This is a genomic window from Streptomyces sp. NPDC050658, from assembly GCF_044457025.1.
Lineage (GTDB): Bacteria > Actinomycetota > Actinomycetes > Streptomycetales > Streptomycetaceae > Streptomyces.
On record NZ_JBITGM010000002.1, the window covers coordinates 891583 to 913644 of the forward strand.

Genomic DNA, 22062 nt, shown 5'->3' on the forward strand with positions numbered 1-22062 from the left:
CTCGCCCCCATGGAAATCCTGGGAACCACGCTGCGTATCTGCGTCGAGGACCTGGAGTCCTCGGTCGCCTTCTACGAACGCCTCGCGGGCGGCCCCGCCCAGCGATTCGAGCGTGGGGGCGTCTCGGTCGCGGCGGTCGGCTGCTTCCTGCTGATGAGCGGGCCCGCGCACGAGCTGGAGATCCTCCGGAAGGTCTCCGCGACGATCGCCGTCCAGGACGTCGACGAGGCGCACGCGGTCCTGACCGCGTCCGGCGCCCATGTCATCGCGGGTCCCGTGCCGACCCCGGCGGGCCGCAATCTCATCGCGATGCACCCCGACGGCACGGTCTTCGAGTACGTGGACCGGCGCACGGCGACCTGAGCCGGGGCCTCCACGGCTTACATTTTCTGTATACCAAAAAGGGTCACCCCGCGAGGGATGACCCTTACTTTTTGGTGCATTCCGCCGCACACCGCCACTCCTATCCTTGCAGCCCACATCAGTTTGGTATACAAACTGCGGACGCGTTCCCTCCGTAACCGTCCTGGAGCAGCCCCATGTGCGTCGAGTCCATCCCACCGCCCTCCTCCCGGCTCACCCGACGCGGCGTCCTCGCGGGCGCTGCCGCGCTCGCCGGGACGACGGCCGTGCTGGCCGCCGCCGCGCCGCAGGCGACGGCCGCGCCCCGGGCGGGCGCCGCCCCGCGCACCAGGCGGACCACCGGCGACCTGGTCATCGAGGGCGGCACCCTGCTCGACCCGGCGACCGGCGAGGTCACCGAGGACGCCGTGGTCGTCATCGAGGACGGCGTCGTCCGCGCGGCGGGTGCCCGCGGCCGCACCTCGGTGCCCGACGGGTACGAGGCGATCAGCGCGCACGGGAAGTGGATCCTGCCGGGCCTGGTCGACGCGCACATCCACCTCAACACCGCCGCCGAGGCCCGCGACGCCGTACGCCAGGGCGCGACCAGCGCACGCAGCGGATCGACCAACTTCTACCAGGACGTCGCCGTGCGCGAGCTGGCCCGGCAGGTGCCCGGACAGGCCCCCCGGCTGCGCGCCGCCGGCGTCTTCGTCACGCCCGACCTCGGCGACACGATCCTCGCCGACCCCGACCTGACCCCGCTGGCCAGGCTGCGGAACGGGGTGCGCTCCCCCGAGGCGCTGCGCCGCGTCGTCGAGGTCAACCTCGCCCGCGGCGCCGACGTCATCAAGACCCGCGTCAACGAGCGGGCGGGCCTGCCCGAGCAGGACCCGCTGGCCCAGGTGTACGACCGCGAGCAGCTCTCCGCCGTGGTCGCGGCGGCCAAGCGCGGCGGCAAGGGCGTGCTCTGCCACAGCTACAGCGAGAAGGGCTGCCACGACGCCGTCATGGCGGGCATCCGCTCCCTGGAGCACGGCGCGTTCGTCGGCGAGCACACGCTGACCGAGATGCGTCGCAGGGGCACGTACTTCACGCCGACCCTCGCCGCGATCGCGGGCCTCGCCGAGTCCTCGGACCCGGTGCTCGCCGAGCGCGGCCGCCAGTATCTGCCGGTCCTGAAGCGTGCCGTGCTCGCCGCGCACGAGATGGGCGTGCCGCTCGCCGCGGGCACCGACTCCTCCGGCGGGAAGATCAAGCCCATCGGCCGCGAGGTGGAGCTGATGCGCTCGGCGGGCCTGACCGCGCTCGACGCGATCCGCACCGCCACCACCGGCGCCGCGAAGCTGCTCGGCATGGACCGCACGGCGGGCCGCCTCGCGCGCGGCTTCGCCGGCGACGTGATCCTCGTGGACGGCGACCCGCTGTCCGACGTGACGGTCCTCAAGAAGCCCGTACGCGTGGTCCGTTCGGGCATCGCGCTCTGAACCCGCGCGCCCCTCGCCTTTCCTGCCGCTCTCCCCGCACCACCTCTTCGAAGGAGTCCCTTATGACGCCCCTGTCCCGTCGCGGTGTACTCGCCGGCGCCGCCGCCCTGGCCGGCACCGGCGCGATCCTGTCGAACGGCTCCCCCGCCGCCGCGTCCCGCGCCGAGGGCCGCCGCCCCAAGGCCGTGGTGTTCCGCGACGTCCGCCCCTTCGGCGCGAAGACCCCGGTGGACCTCACCGTGGTCGACGGCCGGATCACCGAGGGCCCGGCGCCCAAGGGCGCCGAAGTGATCGACTGCGGCGGGCGCGTCGCGCTGCCCTCGCTGGTGGACGCGCACATCCACCCCGACAAGACGACGTGGGGCGGCGACTGGTACTCCCGCAAGCCCGCGAGCAGCATCGCCGAGTACTGCGAGCAGGACGTCGAGGTCTTCAAGAGCCAGAAGCGTCCCGTCGGGGAGCGCGCCTACGGCCTGATGTCGCACGCCGTGACCCGCGGCACGCGGGCGATGCGCGCACATGTGGACGTGGCGCCCGCCTACGACCTGGCCGGTGTGGAGGGCGTGAACTCGGCCCGTGAGCGGCTGAAGCACGCGCTGGACGTCCAGATCGTGGCGTTCCCGCAGCACGGCGTGATCCGGACGCCCGGCACGGCCGAACTCCTTGAAGAGGCGGCCCGTTCCGGCTCCATCGACATGGTCGGCGGCATCGACCCGATCAGCTTCGACAACGCCATGGACGAGCAGCTCGACCTGCTCTTCGACCTCGCGGACCGGCACGGCGTGGGTGTGGACATCCACCTGCACGACCGCGACGAGAAGGGCACGAAGGTCATGAAGGCGATCATCGACCGCACCCGCGCCCACTCGCTGCGCGGCAAGGTCACGGTCAGCCACGTCTTCTGCCTGCCCTACCTGTCCGACTCCGCCCTGGACACCATGGCGGCGGACCTGGGCGACCTGGACATCTCCCTGACGACCGTGGCGCCCAACGAGCAGCTGGTCCTGCCCATCGCGAAGCTGCGCGAGCACGGGGTGCGGGTCGGGCTCGGCTCGGACGGTGTGCGCGACGCGTGGAGCCCGTTCGGCAACGCCGACATGCTGCACCGCACGCACATCCTCGGCTGGGTCACCGACGTCCGCCTCGACGACGAGCTGAACGAGTGCTACCGGGTGGGCGCGCACGGCGGCGCCGACGTGATGGGCCTGGACCACGCCGACCTGAAGCCCGGCGCCCCGGCCGACTTCATCCTCGTACGCGGCGAGGGCGCCCCGCAGGTCGTGGTGGACATGCCGCAGCGCGACATGGTGGTGCACGGGGGCCGGATCGTGGCAAAGAACGGCGAGCTGGTGTAGCACCGGCCGCACCACCGTTCCACGGCCGCCGCCCGCGCCGGGCCGCCCAGCCCCGGCGCGGGCGGCTTTCGTCGGCTACTCCTGTGCGGGGCGCATCCGGAAGTCGTACCCGGCGGGCAGCTCCTCGTCGGTCACGGCGTGCCACAGCTCGCCGAGCACCTCCGCGCCCTCCCGCAGGTCGGCCGCCTCGAAGCCCGCGCCGAAGATCGACCGGACGGCCGCCGATTCGCCCTCGGCGAGCAGCAGTTGAATCTCGACGAGCCGGAAGCGGCCCTCCTCGCGGGTGGCCGGGTGCAGCCGGTCCCAGACGGCGCGGGCGGCCGTGGGCCGTCCGGCGGCGAGCAGCGCGGCGATCGCCTCGCGGCCGAGCGCGGCGCTCGCGGAGGTCCACAGGACGCCGTCGTCGCGGCGCTCCTGGCACAGGTCGTCGAAGGCCTCCGCGTACCGGTCGGCGGCCCGCTCGACATGGCCCGACTCCTGGTCGGCGACGGCGAGGCAGCGCAGCAACGGCCAGCGGGACGGGGCGAGTCCGAGGCCCCGCTCCCAGCTGCGCACCGCCTGCGCGAGGTCGCCCGCGTGCCATTGGGCGACCCCCAGGTGGTACTCGGCCAGCGGCCGGGCGGGCGCCGTCTCCAGCATGTCCCGCCAGTGCGGGGCGACCAGCGTCGGTCCCGGCGGCGCGACGCGCCGGGGCTCCGGAACGGCCCCCGACTGCAACAGCTCCAGCCACGGTGCCTGTTCGGGCCCGAGCGTGGACTCCTCGAAGGGAGTGCCGGGCAACTTGACGCCCGAGCGCAGGATTTCGAGCGCGCCCCAGCCCGACCCGCCGGCGAGCCTCTCGCCGGGTTCGGTGTCGGCGCACGGCAGCCACGCCTCGTACGCCGCGTCCACGGCGCCCCTGGGCAACGCCCCCTCCAGCCGTGCTTCCGCCTCGGCGCGGGCGGCGGCCCAGTCGTCGCCGTGCACCGCGTCCCGCGCGGCCGACAGCGGCCCGTACGACTCCAGCCAGGTGAACTCGGACTCCGCGTCCAGGCGTATGTGCTCCAACTGCGTGCGCGCGAGGCCCGCCTGGATCTCCGCGTAGCCGCCGGTGCCCGGCTCGGTCAGCCACTCCTGCCAGCGCCGGCCGCCCGCACCCGAGCCCCAGACGAAGAGCTTGCGGCCGCGCAGCGTGTCGGTCGACGTCTGGACCAGCCCGTGCCCCGCGTCGTCGAGCGCGGCGATCCAGCGCCGGGTGCCGTCCGGTACGTCGTAGAAGTAGTCGGCGGCGTACTCGCTGCGCGGCGGATACGTCCGGTCCACGCCTTCGGTCGCGGGCACCGGCACCTTGCGCAGCCCGCCCGTGTACCCGAAGTGCCAGGCCTCGTCGGCCGGTGCGAGGACGCGCCGCTCCTCGGGCACCGCGATGTTGGACCACCAGTACACCGGCACCGGCTTCTCGTGCGGATTGCGGATCCGCACGCCGACATGGAGGAAGTCGGACCCCTCGGGCAGCCACAGGTCCACCTGGAACGGCACGTCGCGCAGTCGCTCCCACTCCCACAGGCGCAGCATCTCGCCGCCGTCCGGCGCGGGCACGCGGGCGGCGTGCACGGGCGCGCAGGACAGGGTCGTATGTCCGGTCGCGCCGATGTTCCACTCGATGCCGCCGGAGAACCAGGCGCCGTTGAGCGCGAACGCGGCGGGCTGCAACACCGGGTTGCGGTACAGGAGTTCGCGGCCGGTCGGCTTGTGGAAGAGGGAGTGGACCCGGCCGCCGAAGCCGGGCAGGACGGTGGCGCGCAGCCGGTCGTTCTCGATGACGAGGGTGTCGAGCGTCGTCTCGGCGCGCTCGCGTCCATAGCCGTCGAGTACGCGCGTGGGCAGGATTCCGCGCAGCGGCTCGTACCCCAACTGGCGTGCCATGTCGCGCGGCAGCCCCTCTCTGCCGCGTTCGTCGACGCGGTGCACCTCGCGCGGCGACCGCAGCGGGGGCAGCGGGTTCTCGGGGCCCAGGGGGGCGGCGGGCAGCGTCAGCACGTCACGTCGCACGGTGGTCGTCACGATCACCATGGAACACGCTTGCAGCGGCCTCGACCAGGGGCTCAGCCGGTCAGAATTATGCAAAGGCGCACTCGTCGCGGGCGACGTACGCTGTGGTCTTCGGCCGGACGAGCAGAGAGCGGGACGCACAGCATGGGCACGCAGCACACCTACCGGGTGATCGTCCGGGGCACCTGGGACGGTCTGACGGACGAGGCGCGTGACCGGCTGCTCGCCGAGGCCGGGGACGGCCTGACGCAGTTCCGGTTCACCCCGGAGGGCGCGCTCTCCTACGACCGGGCGCTGAAGCGCTTCACGTACCGCTTCGAGATCCTCTCGGACGCGGAGGACGGCGAGGAGATGGCGGAGGCGCTCGCCGAGGAGCGGGCGGAGACGGAGCTGCGGGCGCGCGGGTTCGGCTTCCGCGACCTGACCTGCTCGGCGACGGACATGGACACGATGAAGATCAACCGGAAGCCGTCGCGGAGGTAGCGGCCGTCAGCCGCGCGTCATCTCCGAGGTCAGCGCCCACCGTTCGTGGTCGCGCCACGCCCCGTCGATGAAGAGGAAGTCCGGCGAGAAGCCCTCGAGCCGGAAGCCGCAGCGGCGGGCGAGCGCGATGGACGCGGTGTTGCCCGGCTGGACGTTGATCTCAAGACGGTGCAGCTTCAGTACGTCGAAGGCGTACCGCACGACGAGCCCGAGACCCTCCCGCATCAGCCCGCGCCCCGCCGCGTGGGCGAAGGCCCCGTAGCCGAGGGCCCCGCAGCGGAAGCCGCCGTCGACGATGTTGTTGATGTTGACGAAGCCGCCGATGGCGCCGCCGTCCCGCTCGCACACGAGGAACCCGGCCTTCGTCGGGTCCTCGATGAGCAGTCCGGCGTAGCTGCGGTAGCGCGCGGCCGTGGACGGCGGAAAGAGCCAGGGCCTGTGCAGCTCCTGGCTCTCTCTGGTCCGTGCCGTGAACTCGGCGGCGTCCGCGTGGCGGAAGGGACGTATGCCCACGCGGGGGCCTTCGGCGAGATACGCGGCTCGGTCGGACATCAGGCCACGTTATCGACCCCGGCCGGGGGTCACGCGGGCGGCGGTGCGTCCCAGCGCTGCCAGGCCACGTCCTCGCAGTCCCGTACGTTGACGCCCGCGTGCTCGCTCGGGTCGCCGTTCTCCTGGATGCTCAGGCACTGGTTGTTGACCTGGGTGACCAGCCGCGAGTTGGCGACGTCCCAGCGCTGGTTGGCCTGGCCGTGGCAGTCGCCGACCACCTGTACGGCGGCGTCGACCTCTCCGTTGCGTACGTCGAGACAGTGGAGTTCGGCGCGGTTGCGCAGGGTGTTGCCCTGCCAGAACCAGAGTTGGTTGCCGGTGCCCCGGCAGGTCTGCATTTCTACGTTGTCGCCGTTGGAGGCCAGGCACTTGCCGTGCAGGCCGCTGTGGATCTCGAAGTCCGCCGCGGCGGCCGCGTGGCCGGACGGCGAGGTGGCGAGGAGGAGGGGCAGGACAGCGAAGACGGACGCGGTGAGGCCGCGCACGAGGTTCTTGTTCACGTGACAGTGTGTAGCGGGCGCGGGGCGGGTCGGGGAACACGGAAGGGCGTCGGCCCACCCGCCCGAGTGAACGGATTCACCGCCGAAACGACACTGCGCCGACCGTCTGAACAGCGCCTTCTATGCCCGCGGGCAGGTCTCGTCCCGCTTCACGACCCCGATGGTGACGGTCTGTCCGGTCAGTTCCCGGCCCGGCACCGGTGACTGTGTGCACACCTTCCAGTTGGGCGGCCACAGCACGTGCCGGTGGAATCCGCTGGTGTCGCTGACGTCGACGCGGGTGCGGTAGTCGAGGCCCGAGAAGACCCGGACGAGGTTCTTCCCCCGGAAGTCCGGCATCGGGGGCCCGGCCGCCGCGGCGGACGTCACGGTCAGGGCGCCCGCCGCGAGCGCGGTGCCTGCGACGACTCCCGCGCGCTTGAGCGTCACGTTCACTTGCGCCTCCGCATGAAGTAGGCCCCGCAGAGCCCGCCGATCAGGCCGGTGCAGAGCAGCGCCACCCACAGGGGCATCGTGACCTCGGGGATCAGCAGTCTGATCTTGGTGTGGCGGGTGTTCTCGAAGATGAAGACGAGGGTGAGGACGGCGATCAACAGGACGGCGATCCTGCCGGGCGTCATGGCGCCGCGGAGGCCGCCGCCCGAGCCGCTCTTCTTCGAGCCGCCCGTGGAGGTGCTGGGACTCATGCGTGAACCCTTCCGTCGGAGCTTGCGCCACCCTCCCCGGCGACCAGCATGGGCCGCCGGGGAGGGTTCGCGCGCGGTGGGTGCCGCTCCGGGGTGGGGGTATGGGCCGTACGGGTGAGTCCGGGGTCCCTTACGGATTCTGCGGGATCAGCGCACGACCGGCAGCCGGAGCACCCCGGTGTCCTCGGGCGCGCTGGTGACGGTGACCGGCTTGACGCCCCGGTTGCCGACGTACGCGTCGTCGCTCGCGGCCACGACGAACTGGAGCTTGTGCCCGGTCTCGTAGCGGTGCACGATCCCCGGCAGCGACACGGTGAACGGCTTGGTCACGTCCGGTACCCGCACGGGGGCCACCAGGCGGTGCACCAGCGTCTTCTTGCCGTCGGGCGCGATGTCGTACAGCTTCGCGAAGAGGACCAGCTTGTCGGCGGCGTCGCCGGAGTTCTGCACCTTCTCCGTGCGGGGCGAGACGACCTTGAGCGTGGCCTTCGGGGCGCCCACCACGTCCACCGGGGCGGTCAGCGGCTCGCTCGTCCAGTCGAGGTAGGTGCCCTTGGTGTCGTGCGGCGCGCGGTCGGGCAGTCCGATGAGCCCGGCCAGGGAGCTCTCCGAGTGGCTGGTGGGGATGAGCCAGTTCCGGTACTCGCGGCTGCCGCGGGCGACCTTCGTGCGGTTGTCGACGAGTTTGCCGTCGCCGGACAGATAGAGCTTCTGGCTGAGTGCGGGCACCTTGGAGGCGGTGGCGTAGGCGCCGTTCGGGCCGCCGGCGCCATCGACGGGAACCCAGTCCTGCCGGTAGGCGAAGGAGGGGCCGGTGTCCGCGCCCTTGTCGTGGCGGAGGTAGCGGTCGAACCACGCCAGGACGCGCCTGCCGACGTAGCTCGTCTCCAAGTTGCCCTCGGAGAGGCTGAGTTCACCGGATGCGGAGCCGGAGAGGCCGCCGCTGTGGCCGGCGGACTGCCAGATCATCTTGGCGGTGGTGCCCTGCTTGCGCAGCGTCTCGTACGTGGCCTGCGCCTCGTTGAGGTTGAAGAGGCTGTCGGCCTGGCCCTGGATCAGAAGCGTCGGCGCCTTGACGCGGGACAGGTACGAGACCGGCGAGACGCTGCGGGCGTACTCCTGGAGGGCGGCCGTCTTGTCGGCCGGGTAGCGGCCGGAGTTGAGCGTGCGGATCGTCTCGCAGGCCCTGGTGACGAAGTGCAGACAGCCCAGGGAGTTGATCCGGGACGGGTCCAGGCTCGGCACGAGCAGCGGCTGGCCCTCTCCGATGAGGTAGAAGCCGTTCATCCACTGCCACTTGGAGGCGCCGGGGACGCTGCGGTCGGCGGCGTTGTTCGGGTCGAGCGAGTAGCTCAGGTCGTTCCAGGTGATCATCGGTACGAGGGCGTCCACCCGGTGGTCGACTGCGGCCGTCGCCAGTTGGATCGCGCCGCCGTAGGAACCGCCGATCATGCCGACGCGAGGGTCGGACCGGGCGTCCTTGGTGACGTAGTCGACGGTGGTGCCGTCGTCGGCCGCGCGCTTCCCGGCCAGGAAGTCGACGAGCCCGGAGGCGGCCTTGCCGTCGATCTCCGGGTCGTCCAGCGAGATCAGGCAGCCGGACTTGCCGAAGCCGAGCCCCGAGTAGACGAGCCCGACATAGCCGCGCTCGGCGAAGGCCTTGCCCGCGGCCGCGGTCCCGCCGTCCGACTTGCTGCCGCCGAAGCCGTTCGTGGAGAGCACGGCGGGCGCGGGGTGCGCGGCGTCGACACCGGCTGGCCGGTAGAGGTCGGCGTCGACAGTGCAGCTCCGGCCGCCCGCCTCGACCGTGAACTTCAGCGCGGTGACGGTGTACTGGCCGGTGGAGCTCGCCGGTGCGGGTGCCGCGAACGCGAGCGGCGCGGCGAGCGCGGCACCCAGGGCGACGGCGAGCGGGGCCCGGGATCTGGCGACGGCACGACGGGGCGCGGGACGACGGGACACGAGACCTCCACACTGAGGACAGCCGACTACCGACCGGTAAGTAACCGGCCAGGGTCATGGTGTGACACGTGTCATGTGCCGGTCAACGCTCGTGACGGGAGTTTCTTCGCGGAGATCCGCGGTGGCGCCGCTAGGCCAGCGCCGGCACGTCCAGCGTCAACGTCCCCGCGTCCGCGTCCAGTTCGCCCGGCGCCCCGAACGGGATCGTCAACGCCCCGTCGCAGTGGCCGAAGCCGAACTCCTCGACCACCGGTACGCCGAGCGGGCCGAGCCGGTCGCGGAACAGTGCCCGCACCTCGCCGTCCGGCTCGCAGTCCACCCAGGAGCCCAGGGCGACTCCGGACACGCCGTCCAGCCAGCGGGAGCGCAGGAGTTGGGTGAGGATGCGGTCAAGGCGGTACGCCTCCTCGCCGATGTCCTCGACGCAGAGCAGCCCGCCGCGTGCGCTCACCCGCCCGCCGGGTACGCCGAGTTCGGCGGCCAGCAGGCTCACGCAGCCGCCCAGCGTGACGCCGCGCGCCCGCCCCGGCACGAGGGCGGACGCACCGACGGGGGCGATCACGCGTACCGAATCGGGTTCGAAGAGCGTCGCCCACAGATGCTCACGGGCCTCGGGACTCTTGAGGAAGTCGACGACGGCGACCATCGGGCCGTGCAGTGTGGCGAGGCCGAGCCGCGCGGCGAACGCCTCGTGCAGCGTGGTGATGTCGCTGTAGCCGAGGAACACCTTGGGCCCGGCCGCGCGCATCGCCGTCCAGTCCAGGAGGTCCACCATGCGCGCGGCGCCGTAGCCGCCGCGCGCGCAGAACACAGCGGACACCGAGGGGTCGCACCAGGCCTCCTGGGGGTCCCGCGCCCGGTCCGCGTCCGTGCCCGCGAGATACTCGAACTCCCGGTGCGCGTCCAGGACATGGGGCGCGACGACCGGTTCGAGGTCCCAGCCCCGCAGGACGTCGAGGCCCGCCCGGAGCCGGTCCTGCGGCACGGGCCCGCTGGGCGCCACGACCGCGACCCGCGCCCCCGCAGTCAGCCGCGCGGGCCGGGTCAGCGGCTTCACTTGACGAGCTCCAGGGTGGGGATGGAGCCGGCGAGGTTGAGCCCGAACACCTGGGCGTACAGGGAGAGTTCGGCCTCCAGGGCCCGCACCAGCGTGTCCGCGCGGCGGAACCCGTGCCCCTCCCCCTCGAAGGCGACGTACGCGTACGGCACGCCCTTCCCCTCGAGGTCCGCGACGAACCGCTCGGCCTGGCCCGGCGGACAGATCACGTCGTCGAGCCCCTGGAGCAGCAGGAACGGCGCGGTGATCCGGTCGGCGTGCTCGGCGGGCGAGCGCTCCGGGTAGCGCGTCGGGGTCTCGTCGAAGGGGCCGACGAGCGAGTCCAGATAGCGCGACTCGAAGTCGTGCGTGCCGCCGGCGGCCCACTCCGTGAGGTCGAGCACCGGATAGATGATGGTCCCGCAGGCGTACACGTCGGTGGTGGTGAGCGAGGCCGCCGTGGTCCAGCCGCCCGCGCTGCCGCCCCGGATCGCCAGCCGGTCGCGGTCGGCGGTGCCCTCGTCGGCGAGGGCGAGCGCGACGGCCGCGCAGTCCTCGACGTCGACGATGCCCCACTGCTCGCGCAGCCGGTCGCGGTAGGCGCGGCCGTAGCCGGTCGAGCCGCCGTAGTTGACCTCGGCGACGCCGATGCCGCGCGAGGTGAAGTAGGCGATCTCCAGGTCGAGCACGAGCGGGGAGCGGCCGGTCGGACCGCCGTGCGCCCACACCACGTACGGCGGCAGTTCGTCGTCGGGCGCGATGCGGGTGGGGTGGTGCGGCGGGTAGATGTGCGCGTGGATCTCGCGTCCGGCCGGGCCGTTGAAGGTGCGGATGCGCGGCTCGGGGTAGTAGGCGGTGTCCACCGGGTCGTCGTGCGCCGCGCCGATCACGCGGGCCCGTCCGGTCCGCGTGTCCAGCTCCACGACCTCGTACGCGCTGCGGGGGCTCGCCGCGACGCCGACGACGCGGGTGCCGTGCACGGCGACGCTCGACGCGAACTCCGTCCAGGGGCCGGCCGCGTCGACGACCTCGCCGGTCTCCGGGTCGAGCACGCCGAGCGAGGTGGCGCCCTTGCCGTGCACGACGGCGATCAGTCCGCTGTCCAGCGGCGCGAACCAGCCGAAGCCGACCTGCCAGAGCGGGCCCGCGAACTCCTCGTCGCGCGGGCAGAGCGGCACCGCCGCGCCGCCGCCGTCCGGGTTCTGGCGGTAGAGGTTCCACCAGCCGGTGCGGTCACTGGCGTACAGGAGCTGTCCGTCGGCGGTCCATTCCACCTGCGGGATCGACTCTTCGGGGCTGCCCGCGACGGATCTGGGGGCGCCGAAGGTGCCGTCCGGGCGGACCTCGGCGAGCAGGAGTTCCGTGCCGTCCCACGGCATCCGGGGGTGGTCCCAGGCGATCCACGCGGCGCGGCGGCCGTCGGGCGAGAGGCGGGGGCCGGTGAGGAACCGGTGCCGGTCGTCGGAGAGTTCCCGCAGCGCGGACCGGTCGTCGGCGGCCGAGCCGTCGAGCGGCGCGGCGACGGCGACCCGGCGTACGTCGGTGGGTCCGTCGCCGGTGAACTCCTCCAGGACGCACCAGACTTCGCCCCGGTCCAGATGCACGGTCGGGTCGACGAAGCGGAGCCCGCCGCCCACCTCGGAGACGGGGGTCAGCGGGCGCGGCCCGGCTCCGGGGGCGTCGGGTTCGTACGCGTACAGGCGCTGGTCGGGGAAGTGCGCGAACACGATCAGCGGGCCGGTCGCGCCCTCGGCCCCCGCCCAGGCCCGCCCGCCGTACTCGATGACCCGGCTGCGTACGTTCCACGGAGCGGGCAGCACCGATTCCTCGGCCCCGTCGGGACGCCGCCGCACCAGCGCACGCCGGCCGCCCTCGGTGGGCCGCGGCTCGGTCCACCACGCCTCGGCGCCGACGAAGCCGACCTGGGCCGGGGAGCCGTCGTGCGCCGCGGCGAGCGCGGCGTCTACGGGCGACGGCCATGATCCGTACGCCTGGGTCTCCATCATGTCCTTCTCTTCCCCCAAAGTCCTTGAGTCCTTGCGTCCTTGTTCCCTAGGCCGTGCGCAGATAGCGGTCGAGGACGCGGACGCCGAAGTGCAGTGCGTCGACCGGCACCCGTTCGTCGACGCCATGGAAGAGGGCCTGGTAGTCGAAGCCCTCCGGCGTCTTCAGCGGCGAGAATCCGTAGCCGGTGATGCCGAGCCGCGAGAACTGCTTGGCGTCCGTGCCGCCCGACATGCAGTACGGCACGACATGCCCCTCGGGTGCGAACGCCTCCACGGCGGCTCGCATCTTCGCGTACGTCGACGACTGGACCGGCGCCTGCAACGCCACCTCCCGGTGGTGGAACTCCCAGTCGACGTCCGCGCCGGTGAGCAGGTCAAGGGTGGCGGCGAACTCTTCCTCGCCGCCTGGCAGAAAACGGCCGTCCACATAGGCGACGGCCTCCCCCGGAATCACGTTCACCTTGTAACCGGCCTGGAGCATGGTCGGGTTGGCGCTGTTGCGCACGGTCGGCTCGACGAGGGCGGCGGCCGGGCCGAACTTCTCCAGGAGCGCGTCCACGTCGAATCCGGGCGCGTCCAGGTCGGTCTGCTCCCCGTACAGCGCGGCCAGTTCGAGCAGCGCGGCGCGGACCGTCGGGGTGAGCCGCACCGGCCAGCGGTGCCCGCCGATGCGGGCGATGGCCTCCGCCAGCCTGCTGACGGCGTTGTCGCGGTTCACCTTCGAGCCGTGCCCCGCCCGGCCGCGCGCGCTCAGCTTGAGCCAGCCGGTGCCGCGCTCCCCCGCCGCGATGGCGTAGAGCTGATTGCCCCGGCCGTCGTGGAAGGTGAAGGCGCCGGACTCGCTGATGCCTTCCGTGCAGCCCTCGAAGAGGGCTGCGTGCCGATCGGCGAGGAATCCGGAGCCGTCCTCGGCGCTGGCCTCCTCGTCGGCGGTGAACGCGATCACGATGTCCCGGCGCGGTCGCACGCCCGCGCGCGCCCAGCCGCGCACGACGGACAGGATCATCGCGTCCATGTTCTTCATGTCGATGGCGCCGCGCCCCCAGACGACGCCGTCGCGGATCTCCCCGGAGAAGGGGTGCACGCTCCAGTCCGCGGCCTCGGCGGGGACGACGTCCAGATGACCGTGGACGAGCAGCGCGTCGGCCGACGGGTCGGTGCCCTCGATGCGTGCCACCACGTTCGTACGGCCGGGGGTGCGCTCCAGGAGGACCGGTTCGAGCCCGGCTCCGGCGAGCCGTTCTGCGGCGTACTCGGCGGCGGGCCGCTCCCGGCAGTCGCCGCCGCCCCGGTTCGTGGTGTCGATGCGGATGAGTTCGGAGGTGAACCGGACGACCTCGTCGAGCGCCTGCCCGTCGACGTCTCCGGTCGCCCGATGCCCCGGCTGCTCCTCAGCCATACTGCTCCTCCACTGCGGCCGACGCGATCGTCGTGACCGCCTTGAACGTACGGATGCCCTCGTACATGGTGTCGCTGGTGTACGCCACCTTGCGCTCGCCACTACGCCGAACGCCGGGTACGACGGTGGACGCCATGGCCAGATGCTCGGCGTCGAACTCCAGCTCCACGGTGAAGGGGCCGCCCTCGACCGGCTCGTGCCGCACCGCGAGCAGCGCCGCCTCCTTGGCCGCGGCGCGGATGTCGGCGGCGGTGCGGGCGGGGGTGCGGCAGACGGCGGCGTACCGCGACACATGGTCCTTGACGGCGACCTTCAGTGCGCCGGGCGCATAGCCGAGCGCGTCCTCGCAGGCCAGGTCGTCGCCGGTGACGAGGACGACGGGCACGCCGTACTCGGCGACCACATGGGAGTTCAGGAGCCCCTCGCTGGCGCGTACGTCGTTGACCCACACGCCGGTGATCGAGTTGGCGAGGTAGGTGTGCGCGAGCACGCCCTCCATGCCGGCGCCCGCGTGGTAGCCGATGAACGCGATGCCGTCGACGTCGTCGTGCTGCACGCCCTCGACCATGGAGAGCGACTTATGACGTCCGGTCAGCATCTGGGCCCGCTCGTCCAGCTCCTCCAGGAGCAGATTGCGCATGGTCCAGTGCGCTTCATTGATGAGGACCTCGTCGGCACCGCCGTCGAAGAAGCCGAGCACGGCGGCATTGACGTCCGAGGTGAACATCGACCGGCAGCGCTCCCACTGCGGTGTGCCGGGCAGCACGTCGGCCGGCCAGGTCACCCCTGTGGCGCCCTCCATGTCGGCGCTGATGAGGATCTTCATGAGTCACAGTCCCATCGCAGGTCACAAGGGTCTTCACGCTACGCACCCATGAAGCTCAGGCCAAGCTTTCCCGCCCATCGACGGTTGCGGTTTCCCCTCCGCGCCCCTCGGCACTCCTCTGTGCTCCTCCTCCCCGTTTCTCCTTTCTGAGGACAAAGCATGGACGCGCTTCGGCCCCATCTCTACGCTGAGCGTCGCTTTGCCACAGAAATCTGCGTACCCCCCGTCGGAACCACGCAGGAGGAAGAGTGAAGCCACGCCCCAGGCCGCTGTCCGGCCCCACCCGTCGCAGGGCCCGAAGATCCACCGGGTTACTGCTCACCGCGCTGCTCTGCGGCGGGCTCATGGCTCCCGCAGCCGGCGCCGACGACGATCCCCGGCCCTTCGCCGACCTGCCGCCGCAGGAACCCGGCGTCACACTGCGGGTGTTCGACGTACAGACCCCGCTGAAGAAGCTGTGCGACCTCAAGCCCGCGCAGACCCCCAACGTCGACAAGCTGATCCCGACCGCCGACTGGACGTCGACCGAGGGCTTCGGGTTCAGCGACAACTTCGTGTCGCAGATCATCGGCAATCTGAACGTGCCCGAGGCGGGCGCCTACACCTTCCGGCTGATCAGCGACGACGGCTCCCGGCTCTTCATCGGCGACCAGCAGGTCATCGACCACGACGGGACGCACGCCGCCGAGCCCAAGGACGGCGAGATCACGCTGAACGCCGGCTACCAGTCGCTGCGTGTCGACCACTTCGACGCGGGCGGCGAACAGCAGGTCACGCTCCAGTGGAAGCCGCCGGGGGCGGACGAGTTCAAGGTCGTGCCGAACTCGGTGCTGAGCACGGACGCCGGTGTCGTACGGGTCACCGCGCCCGGCCGCAAGGAGTGCGAGGGCACGCTCGACACCCCCGGCGACGGTCTTCCGCTCACCGAGGTCAACCCCGGATACAAGCTGACCGACCTGCGCCCCAAGGGCTTCGAGCCGCAGGTGTCCGCGATGGACTGGCTGCCGGACGGCCGCCTCGCGATCTCCACCTGGGGCGGCAGCACCGAGACGAAGGGCGAGGTGTACCTCCTCGACAACGTCACCGGTGACACCGGGCCCGAGAAGGTCACGTACAAGAAGATCGCCGACGGGCTCAAGGAGCCGATGGGCATCAAGTACGTGGACGGAAAGCTGTACGTCTCGGAGAAGCACCAGCTGACCGAGTTGAACGACACGAACGGCGACGACGTCGCCGACGAGAAGAAGAAGATCGCCGAGTGGCCCTACGGCGGCAACTTCCACGAGTTCGCCTTCGGACTGCTCTACGACAAGGGCGACTTCTATCTGAACCTGTCCGTCGCCATCAACTACGGCGGCGCGACGACGGACCCGCAGCCGGCCAAGAACCGCGGCACGACCATCAAGGTCAACAAGGCGACGGGCAAGGTCAGTTACTTGGCCGGGGGCCTGCGCACTCCGAACGGCATCGGGCGCGGCCCGGACGGCGACCTGTTCGTCACGGACAACCAGGGCGGCTGGCTGCCCGCGTCCAAGCTGGTGCACGTCAAACAGGACAGATTCTTCAACCACCACATGAACCCGGACGGGCCGTACGACGACAAGCCCGTCACCAAGCCGGTGCTGTGGCTGCCGCAGAACGAGATAGCCAACTCGCCCAGTACGCCGATGCGGCTGAAGAAGGGGCCGTTCGCCGGGCAGATGGTCTTCGGCGACGTGACGTACGGCGGGCTGCAGCGCGCCGACCTGGAGAAGGTGGGCGGCGAGTACCAGGGCGCGGTGTTCCGGCACACCCAGGGCCTGGAGTCGGGCATCACCCGGATCAGCGAGGGCCCGGACGGCGCGATCTACACCGGCGGCCTGGGCGCCGACGGCAACTGGGGCCAGGCGGGCAAGCTCCGCTTCGGCCTGCAGAAGCTGACGCCGAACGGCAAGACGGCCTTCGACGTGAAGACGATGCGGGCCACCCCTGACGGCTTCGAACTCACCTACACCAAGCCCCTGTCGGAGGAGACGGCGGCGAAGCTGACCAAGGGCGCGTACTCGGTCGAGCAGTGGCGCTACGCCCCGACGCCGGCCTACGGCGGCCCGAAGATCGACGAGGAGTCGCTGCCGGTCACGTCGGCGAAGCTGTCCGACGACGGCCGCAAGGTGCGACTGACCGTCGCGGGCCTGAAGTCCGACAGAGTCGTCCACGTCCGCTCCCCACGCCCGTTCTCGTCGTCCTCCGGCGAGCAGCTCTGGTCCACGGAGGCCTGGTACACCCTGAACGTGAGGCCGGGCGCGACCGAGCCGACGACGACGTACGACGCGGAGTCGGCCCGCCTCTCGGGCAGCGCGGCCACGGACACCGAGCACAAGGGCTACACCGGCGCGGGCTTCGTCGACGGATTCGGCGAGCAGGGCGCGAAGGCGAGCTTCGACGTGGAGGTGGCCAGGAAGGGCACGTACGACGTCGGACTCCGCTACGCCAACGGACCGCATCCCTTCACCGGCACGAAGACGGTGGGCGTCAGCGTCAACGGCGGCGCGGCGCAGCAGACGAGCCTGCCGTCGACGGGCCAGTGGAACCGCTGGTCCACCAAGACCGAACGGCTCGAACTCCGTGCGGGCCGCAACACCATCACATACGCGGTGGGAGCCGGGGACACCGGGCACGTCAACCTGGACGCGCTCGACGTCCGCCGCCCCGGATCCCGGATCGACCTCTTCTCCGGCGGCAGCATCGCGTCGGCCTGGCAGCACACCGACGGCCGCAGCGCCGAGTGGCCGCACACCGCGGAGAAGTCAATGGAGGTCTGCTGCGGCGACCTGCGCACGAAGCAGCACTTCAAGGACTTCAGGCTGCACGTCGAGTTCCGGGTGCCGAAGCTCCCGGACGACGTCACGGGGCAGGACCGCGGCAACAGCGGGGTCTACCTCCAGGAGCGGTACGAGGTGCAGATCCTGGACTCGTACGGCGTGCAGAAACTCGCGAACAACGAGGCAGGGTCGATCTACCTGAAGAAGGCAGCCGACCTCAACGCCTCCAAACCACCGGAGACCTGGCAGACGTACGACATCACCTTCCGCGCCGCCCGCTTCGACGCGGACGGCAAGAAGACGTCGGACGCCAGGGTGACGGTGCTCTGGAACGGCCAGAAGGTCCACGACGACGTGCCGGTCGACGGCCCGACCGGCGCGGGCGACCCCGAGTCGGCGGCAGCGGGCGCGATCCGCCTCCAGGACCACGGCAACAAGGTCCGCTTCCGCGACGTATGGCTGGAGCCGCTGTCCTGACCTGTTCCGAGCCGTCCTGACGATCCCCCCTGCCGGTGGCCCGAGGGCTGCCGGCAGGGGACCCGTGTCAGGGGCGGGGCGCACGCACCGCCCCCACCCCCACCAGCGCCCAGACCGCGAGTGCGGGCCACAGGAGGGTTTTGCCGCAGGGCCAGAGCCAGGAGACCGATGCTGCTGTGGACGTGGAGAGGGTGGCCACCGCTGTCATGGCGAGGGGGAAGACCGTGGCCCAGCGGCGTACGTCGTAGTGGAGGCGGGGGTGGCGGAGTTCGCAGACCGTCAGGATCGCGTACCAGGCGGCCGCCAAGCCCAGGGTGATGAAGGTGACGAGCCGTAGCGCGTCGTGTGCCGGTGTCGCCCAGTGCAGGGGGCCGTGCGGGGCGGAGGCGGCCACCAGCTTCGATCCGGCGAGCGCGGAGATGGCCATGGCACCGGCGATGATCCAGTGGTCGCCGCGGCCGACGGCCAGCTGGCGGAAGTCGAAGCGCCGCAGCACCACGGCGTAGAGGAACAGGCCGATCACGAAGAATCCGAGCGCGGGCCACATCAGCCAGGCCCGGCGACCGGAGTCCGCCACCGTGGCGGCCAGGACCACGAGGGACTGCGTGGCCACGCACACGAGATAGGCGGCGCCCGGCAGTCTGCGCTGCCAGTGCCGCACGACGTGGGACATCAGCAAGGGCCAGAGCAGTACGCAGACACAGAGCAGCACCACCGACAGCGACAGTTCGCCGAGGAGGGCGAGCCGGGTGCCGAGGACCGCCGTCGCGGCGATCGCGGTCAGCGCGGGGGCCGTGTCGGTCTCCTGCCGCCAGCGGTCCCGTTCGGTCAGCAGGTGCCGGGCGAAGACGGTGGCGAGGACCAGCCAGACGAGGAGTGCCACCGCGAGCAGGGCCAGCGACAGCCATTCGACGCCGAGGAGGTGCAGGCCAACGGAGAGCACCGCCGTGGCCATCACCGCGGCGCCCGCGGCGGGCGGCAGGTCGTCGAGCCACGCCGCCCGGCGGAGGCCACGGCTGCTGGCGGTATCCCTCGGCATGGCGCGGCTCCTGAGGCGTACGAGGCCGTCGGCCCGATCCTGACACGGGTCAGCGCGTCCGGCACTTCGGCCCTGGCCAAGTCTTCGGCGGCTCTCGCCCGGAATACTCCGGCGCGCCCCGGCGCGCGGCGCGCGGCGGACGCGCCCAACGATCGCGCCCTGTCCGTCGCCTCGGAGAGTGAACACCTTCAGTACGCCGATGATCGCGCCGCACGAGCCCCTAGGCTCCGCCACTTGAACAGTGACTCAGACGACACCGCCCGCACCGGACCGCGCCGCATCGCACGCTGGCACGCCGGGCTCAGCGTCGCCGACAAGTTCGGGCTCTACGGCGTGCTGTGCGCCGTGCTGCCGCTGCTGATGGCGGGCATCACCTGGCTCGGGCAGTCCGTGGCCCCGCCCTCGCCCGTCGCCATGCTGGTGGAGGAAGTCGTCGACGCCTGCTCCACGGAGTGGCTGCTCACCCCCGAGGGCCGCTATCTCGCCGCGGGCTTCCAGGGCGGCGACGACCGGCAGTTGGCGCGCTGGCAGCGCGACGGCCTCAGCGTGCACAAGGACGCCATGACCGTCGAGGTCAGCCTGCGGGGCAACGCGGACCACGCCGTGGAGATCCGGGACCTCTCCCTCACCGTGACGAGCCGCGGCAGACCCGTGGACGGTACGCCGCCGAAGGTGATGGGCTGCGGCGGCCCCGAGTCGCCCGAGCGGATGGTCGTCGACCTGGACACGCTTCCGGTGGGGCGGCGGATCCCCGTCTCGTACCTGCAGCACAGCCCGCACCAGCGTGCGGCACGCAAGGCGGCCACCGAGTACGGCCGCAAACTGATCACGCTGCCCCGCCAGGTGACGACCGACACCTTCTACCGCTTCGAACTCGTCGCCCGCACCCAGCGGTTCGACTCCCGGTGGACCGCCACGATCACCTGGTGGGACGGCGAGGAGGTGCACCACGACACGATCGACGGCGACGGCCGTCCGTTCCGCGTGACGGCGGGGCCGGACGACTCCCGCACGGGCGGCCGCTGATGCCGCGCCTCCCCCGTCTCCCCCGTCTCCCCCGTCTCCCCCGTCTCCCCCGTCTCCCCCGTCTCCCCCGCCTGCCCCACCTGCCCCGCCACCCGTTGGCCGCCGCCGTCGCCGGGCTGCTGCTCGCCGAGGTGTGCGCCGTACTGCCCGCGCAGATCCGCTGGGCCGACAGCGGCGACTCGTGGAGCGCGCGCATGGAGCCCTACCAGTCGCCCCTCGGGAACCTGCGGCTGCTCACCGTCTCCCCCACCCTGCTGCTCGGCGGCCGCAGCGACGCCGTGGCCTGGGCCCATGAAGCCCTGTGGTTCACGCTGTTCGCCGGGGTGCTGCTCTGCGCGGCGTGGGCGGTGGCCACCCGGATCTGCGCCGGGCACGCCGGGCAGCGCCGCCCGCTCGTCCTGTGCCTCGCCCTCACCGCTTTCGCCCCGCAGGCCCACCTCCTGGCCCTGACCGCCCTGCGCCTGCCGGACCTCGTCGGCGCGCCCGCCGGCCGGGGCGCGAGCGCGCAGGAGCTGCTCGAGGACGCGCGGGAGGGCGCGGCCCACGCGGTGCTGCTGGCGCTGGCCGCGTGCGCGGCGGTGGCACTCACGCGGCTCACACCCCGGCTCCCGCGGATCTCCCGGCGCTCGCAGCACCCTCACCGGCAGACCCCCACCCCACTCCGCACCACCCCACCCCGCACCACCCGTCCAGCGAAATCCGCCGCCCTCGCCCTCTGCGCCACGGCCGCCCTCGGCGCGCTCACCTCCATCGGCGCCGCGCGCACCGTGTGGCCCGCGGTCGCCTCCTGGTGCGCGTACTCACCCGAGCCCCGGCCCTGCGTCGAGTTCATGGTCGGCACGCTCATCCGGCCGCTGCCCTACTTCGCGATGCCGGACGTCAGGGGAAAGGTGCCGGAGGACGAATTCCCGTCGTACGAGGGGCCGTTCTTCCTCGACGGCTCGCTGGTCTCGGTGCTGGTGTTCGCCGTAACGTGCGCGGTCGTGGCGTACGCGGTGCGCGCCTGCGTGCCCCGCGGCGCCGCTCTCACCACCCTGCTCACCGGCTGGCTGGCCCTCACCTGGGGGGCCGTGGGCTATGTGGTGCCGCTCCAGTACGCGATGGACGCCACGACATACGAAAAAGCCCCTCTGTACGCCCGATTGGGGCTCCTGATCCCGCCCGACGGCCTGCAGTTCGCCCTGCTCGGCGCGCCCGTCTTCGCCGCCCTGCTCGCCCTCGCCGACCGGCTGCGCCGCGCCGTGGCCCGGTCGGCGAGGGTCGCGGGCGTTACCCGGCCCGACCCACCACCAGCCACTTAGAGGGCAGCTCGATCCGCGTGCCGTCCGGGGTGAACTCCGTGGTGATGAGCGGGAGTTCCCCCTCGGCGAGCACCGTGAGGCCCGCCGCCCTGACGTACTCGGGCACCGACGCGTCGGCGACCTCGCCCGGTGCGATGCCGTGGGCGAACACCGGCGCCAGTTTGGGCGGCGGCCCCGACGGACTCTGCGCCAGGCCCCGCAGGACCGTGCCCGCCGCCTCCGCCAGTTCGACGACGAAGGCTCTGCCGCGGTCGCCCACGAGCGCGGCGATGCCGTCCACGAGCGGCTGCCGGTCCTCGGCCTCGCACTGGTGGAGCACCCCGCGCATATAGACGTTCACGTCGCCGAGTTCCGCGTGCAGTTGCTCCGCCTCGGTCTTCTCGGCCGCGTCGATCTGCCGGAACTCGGCCTGTCCCGCCGGGTCGGCGTGCCGTGCGTGCTCCAGGGCGGCGGCGGACAGATCGGCGCCCATCACCCGCGGGAAGCGGTCGGCGAGGAAGCGGGTCTGCGTGCCGTTCCCGCAGCCGAGGTCCACGACAGGCAGGCCCACGGCCGTCATGTGCGGTTCGAAGAGGGCGAGATGGAGGCCGACGGTGAGCGCCGGTTCGGAGTCCCAGAAGACGGCGCCCGGTTCGTCGGGGGCCTCACGCCAGAACCCCTCCCACGCCTCCTTGTACCGACTCGTGACGCTCATGCCCAGCTCCCCACGATGCGAACGGCCGCCGCCGAATCCGACGGCGAGATCGGTCTACC

Annotated in this window: 19 protein-coding genes; 7 read left to right on the forward strand and 12 right to left on the reverse strand. The window is 72.0% G+C overall.

The genetic code is table 11. From position 1 onward, the window contains the following. Positions 1 to 9 precede the first annotated feature (9 nt). The 3 genes from ACIBKX_RS10745 (at position 10) to ACIBKX_RS10755 (ending at position 3184) form a co-directional block, all read left to right on the forward strand. On the forward strand, positions 10 to 363 hold the full coding sequence (locus ACIBKX_RS10745; protein WP_363273936.1) for a VOC family protein: 354 nt from the start codon (positions 10 to 12) through the stop codon (positions 361 to 363). Positions 364 to 539: 176 nt separating this feature from the next. Next, positions 540 to 1829 carry an amidohydrolase family protein gene (locus ACIBKX_RS10750; protein ID WP_363273937.1) on the forward strand — a complete coding sequence of 430 codons (1290 nt, stop codon included), beginning with the start codon at positions 540 to 542 and terminating at the stop codon, positions 1827 to 1829. Positions 1830 to 1891: 62 nt separating this feature from the next. Continuing rightward, on the forward strand, positions 1892 to 3184 hold the full coding sequence (locus tag ACIBKX_RS10755) for an amidohydrolase family protein (protein WP_363273938.1): 1293 nt from the start codon (positions 1892 to 1894) through the stop codon (positions 3182 to 3184). Between the two features lie 75 nt (positions 3185 to 3259). Here the strand turns inward: ACIBKX_RS10755 and ACIBKX_RS10760 are convergent, their stop codons facing one another. Beyond that, positions 3260 to 5236, reverse strand: a complete 1977-nt coding sequence (locus ACIBKX_RS10760; protein ID WP_363273939.1) for a DUF5107 domain-containing protein — start codon at positions 5234 to 5236, stop codon at positions 3260 to 3262. A gap of 123 nt (positions 5237 to 5359) precedes the next feature. Between ACIBKX_RS10760 and ACIBKX_RS10765 the strand changes: the two genes are divergently transcribed. After that, a complete protein-coding gene (locus ACIBKX_RS10765) occupies positions 5360 to 5698 on the forward strand; it encodes a DUF6204 family protein (RefSeq protein ID WP_363273940.1) in 339 nt (112 codons plus the stop codon). A gap of 6 nt (positions 5699 to 5704) precedes the next feature. Here ACIBKX_RS10765 and ACIBKX_RS10770 read toward each other — a convergent pair whose 3' ends face one another. The 9 genes from ACIBKX_RS10770 to ACIBKX_RS10810 all read right to left on the reverse strand — a co-directional run bounded on the left by ACIBKX_RS10770 (position 5705) and on the right by ACIBKX_RS10810 (position 14665). After that, positions 5705 to 6250, reverse strand: a complete 546-nt coding sequence (locus tag ACIBKX_RS10770) for a GNAT family protein (protein ID WP_363273942.1) — start codon at positions 6248 to 6250, stop codon at positions 5705 to 5707. A gap of 29 nt (positions 6251 to 6279) precedes the next feature. Continuing rightward, positions 6280 to 6750, reverse strand: a complete 471-nt coding sequence (locus ACIBKX_RS10775) for a ricin-type beta-trefoil lectin domain protein (RefSeq protein WP_363273943.1) — start codon at positions 6748 to 6750, stop codon at positions 6280 to 6282. Positions 6751 to 6870: 120 nt separating this feature from the next. Beyond that, complete coding sequence (locus ACIBKX_RS10780; RefSeq protein WP_363273944.1) at positions 6871 to 7185, reverse strand: hypothetical protein; 315 nt, start codon at positions 7183 to 7185, stop codon at positions 6871 to 6873. Continuing rightward, positions 7182 to 7436, reverse strand: coding sequence for a DUF1049 domain-containing protein (locus ACIBKX_RS10785; RefSeq protein ID WP_363273945.1), 255 nt, complete (start codon positions 7434 to 7436; stop codon positions 7182 to 7184). The genes ACIBKX_RS10780 and ACIBKX_RS10785 overlap by 4 nt, the downstream gene beginning before the upstream one ends. Positions 7437 to 7583: 147 nt before the next feature. Beyond that, the gene (locus tag ACIBKX_RS10790; protein WP_399375723.1) at positions 7584 to 9398 is read right to left on the reverse strand and encodes an alpha/beta fold hydrolase; all 1815 of its coding nucleotides are present in this window, start codon (positions 9396 to 9398) and stop codon (positions 7584 to 7586) included. Between the two features lie 130 nt (positions 9399 to 9528). Further along, positions 9529 to 10455 carry an LD-carboxypeptidase gene (locus ACIBKX_RS10795; protein ID WP_363273946.1) on the reverse strand — a complete coding sequence of 309 codons (927 nt, stop codon included), beginning with the start codon at positions 10453 to 10455 and terminating at the stop codon, positions 9529 to 9531. Beyond that, positions 10452 to 12437, reverse strand: coding sequence for a prolyl oligopeptidase family serine peptidase (locus ACIBKX_RS10800; RefSeq protein WP_363274037.1), 1986 nt, complete (start codon positions 12435 to 12437; stop codon positions 10452 to 10454). The genes ACIBKX_RS10795 and ACIBKX_RS10800 overlap by 4 nt, the downstream gene beginning before the upstream one ends. 49 nt (positions 12438 to 12486) lie before the next feature. After that, a complete protein-coding gene (locus ACIBKX_RS10805; RefSeq protein WP_363273947.1) occupies positions 12487 to 13839 on the reverse strand; it encodes a M20/M25/M40 family metallo-hydrolase in 1353 nt (450 codons plus the stop codon). After that, a complete protein-coding gene (locus ACIBKX_RS10810; protein ID WP_363273949.1) occupies positions 13832 to 14665 on the reverse strand; it encodes a M55 family metallopeptidase in 834 nt (277 codons plus the stop codon). Before ACIBKX_RS10810 ends, ACIBKX_RS10805 begins: the two co-directional genes overlap by 8 nt. A gap of 344 nt (positions 14666 to 15009) precedes the next feature. On the opposite strand from ACIBKX_RS10810, the gene ACIBKX_RS10815 reads away from it, so the two are divergent. Continuing rightward, a complete protein-coding gene (locus tag ACIBKX_RS10815) occupies positions 15010 to 17943 on the forward strand; it encodes a family 16 glycoside hydrolase (RefSeq protein WP_363274038.1) in 2934 nt (977 codons plus the stop codon). 67 nt (positions 17944 to 18010) lie between these two features. On the opposite strand, the gene ACIBKX_RS10820 is transcribed toward ACIBKX_RS10815, so the two are convergent. After that, positions 18011 to 18982 (reverse strand): tellurite resistance/C4-dicarboxylate transporter family protein, encoded by a 972-nt coding sequence (locus tag ACIBKX_RS10820; RefSeq protein ID WP_363273950.1) that lies wholly within the window; start codon positions 18980 to 18982, stop codon positions 18011 to 18013. 234 nt (positions 18983 to 19216) lie between these two features. On the opposite strand from ACIBKX_RS10820, the gene ACIBKX_RS10825 reads away from it, so the two are divergent. Together ACIBKX_RS10825 and ACIBKX_RS10830 are read left to right on the forward strand one after the other, a co-directional pair. Beyond that, complete coding sequence (locus ACIBKX_RS10825) at positions 19217 to 20008, forward strand: hypothetical protein (protein WP_363273951.1); 792 nt, start codon at positions 19217 to 19219, stop codon at positions 20006 to 20008. Positions 20009 to 20103: 95 nt separating this feature from the next. Next, positions 20104 to 21309, forward strand: coding sequence for a hypothetical protein (locus ACIBKX_RS10830; protein WP_363273952.1), 1206 nt, complete (start codon positions 20104 to 20106; stop codon positions 21307 to 21309). Here the strand turns inward: ACIBKX_RS10830 and ACIBKX_RS10835 are convergent. Beyond that, positions 21278 to 22003, reverse strand: a complete 726-nt coding sequence (locus ACIBKX_RS10835) for a methyltransferase domain-containing protein (protein ID WP_363273953.1) — start codon at positions 22001 to 22003, stop codon at positions 21278 to 21280. The genes ACIBKX_RS10830 and ACIBKX_RS10835 overlap by 32 nt on opposite strands. Positions 22004 to 22062: the final 59 nt, after the last annotated feature.

Coding starts and splice junctions, on each gene's coding strand:
- ACIBKX_RS10745 (WP_363273936.1), top strand. CDS start 10: ATGGAAATCCTGGGAACCACGCTGCGTATCTGCGTCGAGGACCTGGAG.
- ACIBKX_RS10750 (WP_363273937.1), top strand. CDS start 540: ATGTGCGTCGAGTCCATCCCACCGCCCTCCTCCCGGCTCACCCGACGC.
- ACIBKX_RS10755 (WP_363273938.1), top strand. CDS start 1,892: ATGACGCCCCTGTCCCGTCGCGGTGTACTCGCCGGCGCCGCCGCCCTG.
- ACIBKX_RS10760 (WP_363273939.1), bottom strand. CDS start 5,236: ATGGTGATCGTGACGACCACCGTGCGACGTGACGTGCTGACGCTGCCC.
- ACIBKX_RS10765 (WP_363273940.1), top strand. CDS start 5,360: ATGGGCACGCAGCACACCTACCGGGTGATCGTCCGGGGCACCTGGGAC.
- ACIBKX_RS10770 (WP_363273942.1), bottom strand. CDS start 6,250: ATGTCCGACCGAGCCGCGTATCTCGCCGAAGGCCCCCGCGTGGGCATA.
- ACIBKX_RS10785 (WP_363273945.1), bottom strand. CDS start 7,436: ATGAGTCCCAGCACCTCCACGGGCGGCTCGAAGAAGAGCGGCTCGGGC.
- ACIBKX_RS10800 (WP_363274037.1), bottom strand. CDS start 12,437: ATGGAGACCCAGGCGTACGGATCATGGCCGTCGCCCGTAGACGCCGCG.
- ACIBKX_RS10805 (WP_363273947.1), bottom strand. CDS start 13,839: ATGGCTGAGGAGCAGCCGGGGCATCGGGCGACCGGAGACGTCGACGGG.
- ACIBKX_RS10810 (WP_363273949.1), bottom strand. CDS start 14,665: ATGAAGATCCTCATCAGCGCCGACATGGAGGGCGCCACAGGGGTGACC.
- ACIBKX_RS10815 (WP_363274038.1), top strand. CDS start 15,010: ATGGCTCCCGCAGCCGGCGCCGACGACGATCCCCGGCCCTTCGCCGAC.
- ACIBKX_RS10820 (WP_363273950.1), bottom strand. CDS start 18,982: ATGCCGAGGGATACCGCCAGCAGCCGTGGCCTCCGCCGGGCGGCGTGG.
- ACIBKX_RS10835 (WP_363273953.1), bottom strand. CDS start 22,003: ATGAGCGTCACGAGTCGGTACAAGGAGGCGTGGGAGGGGTTCTGGCGT.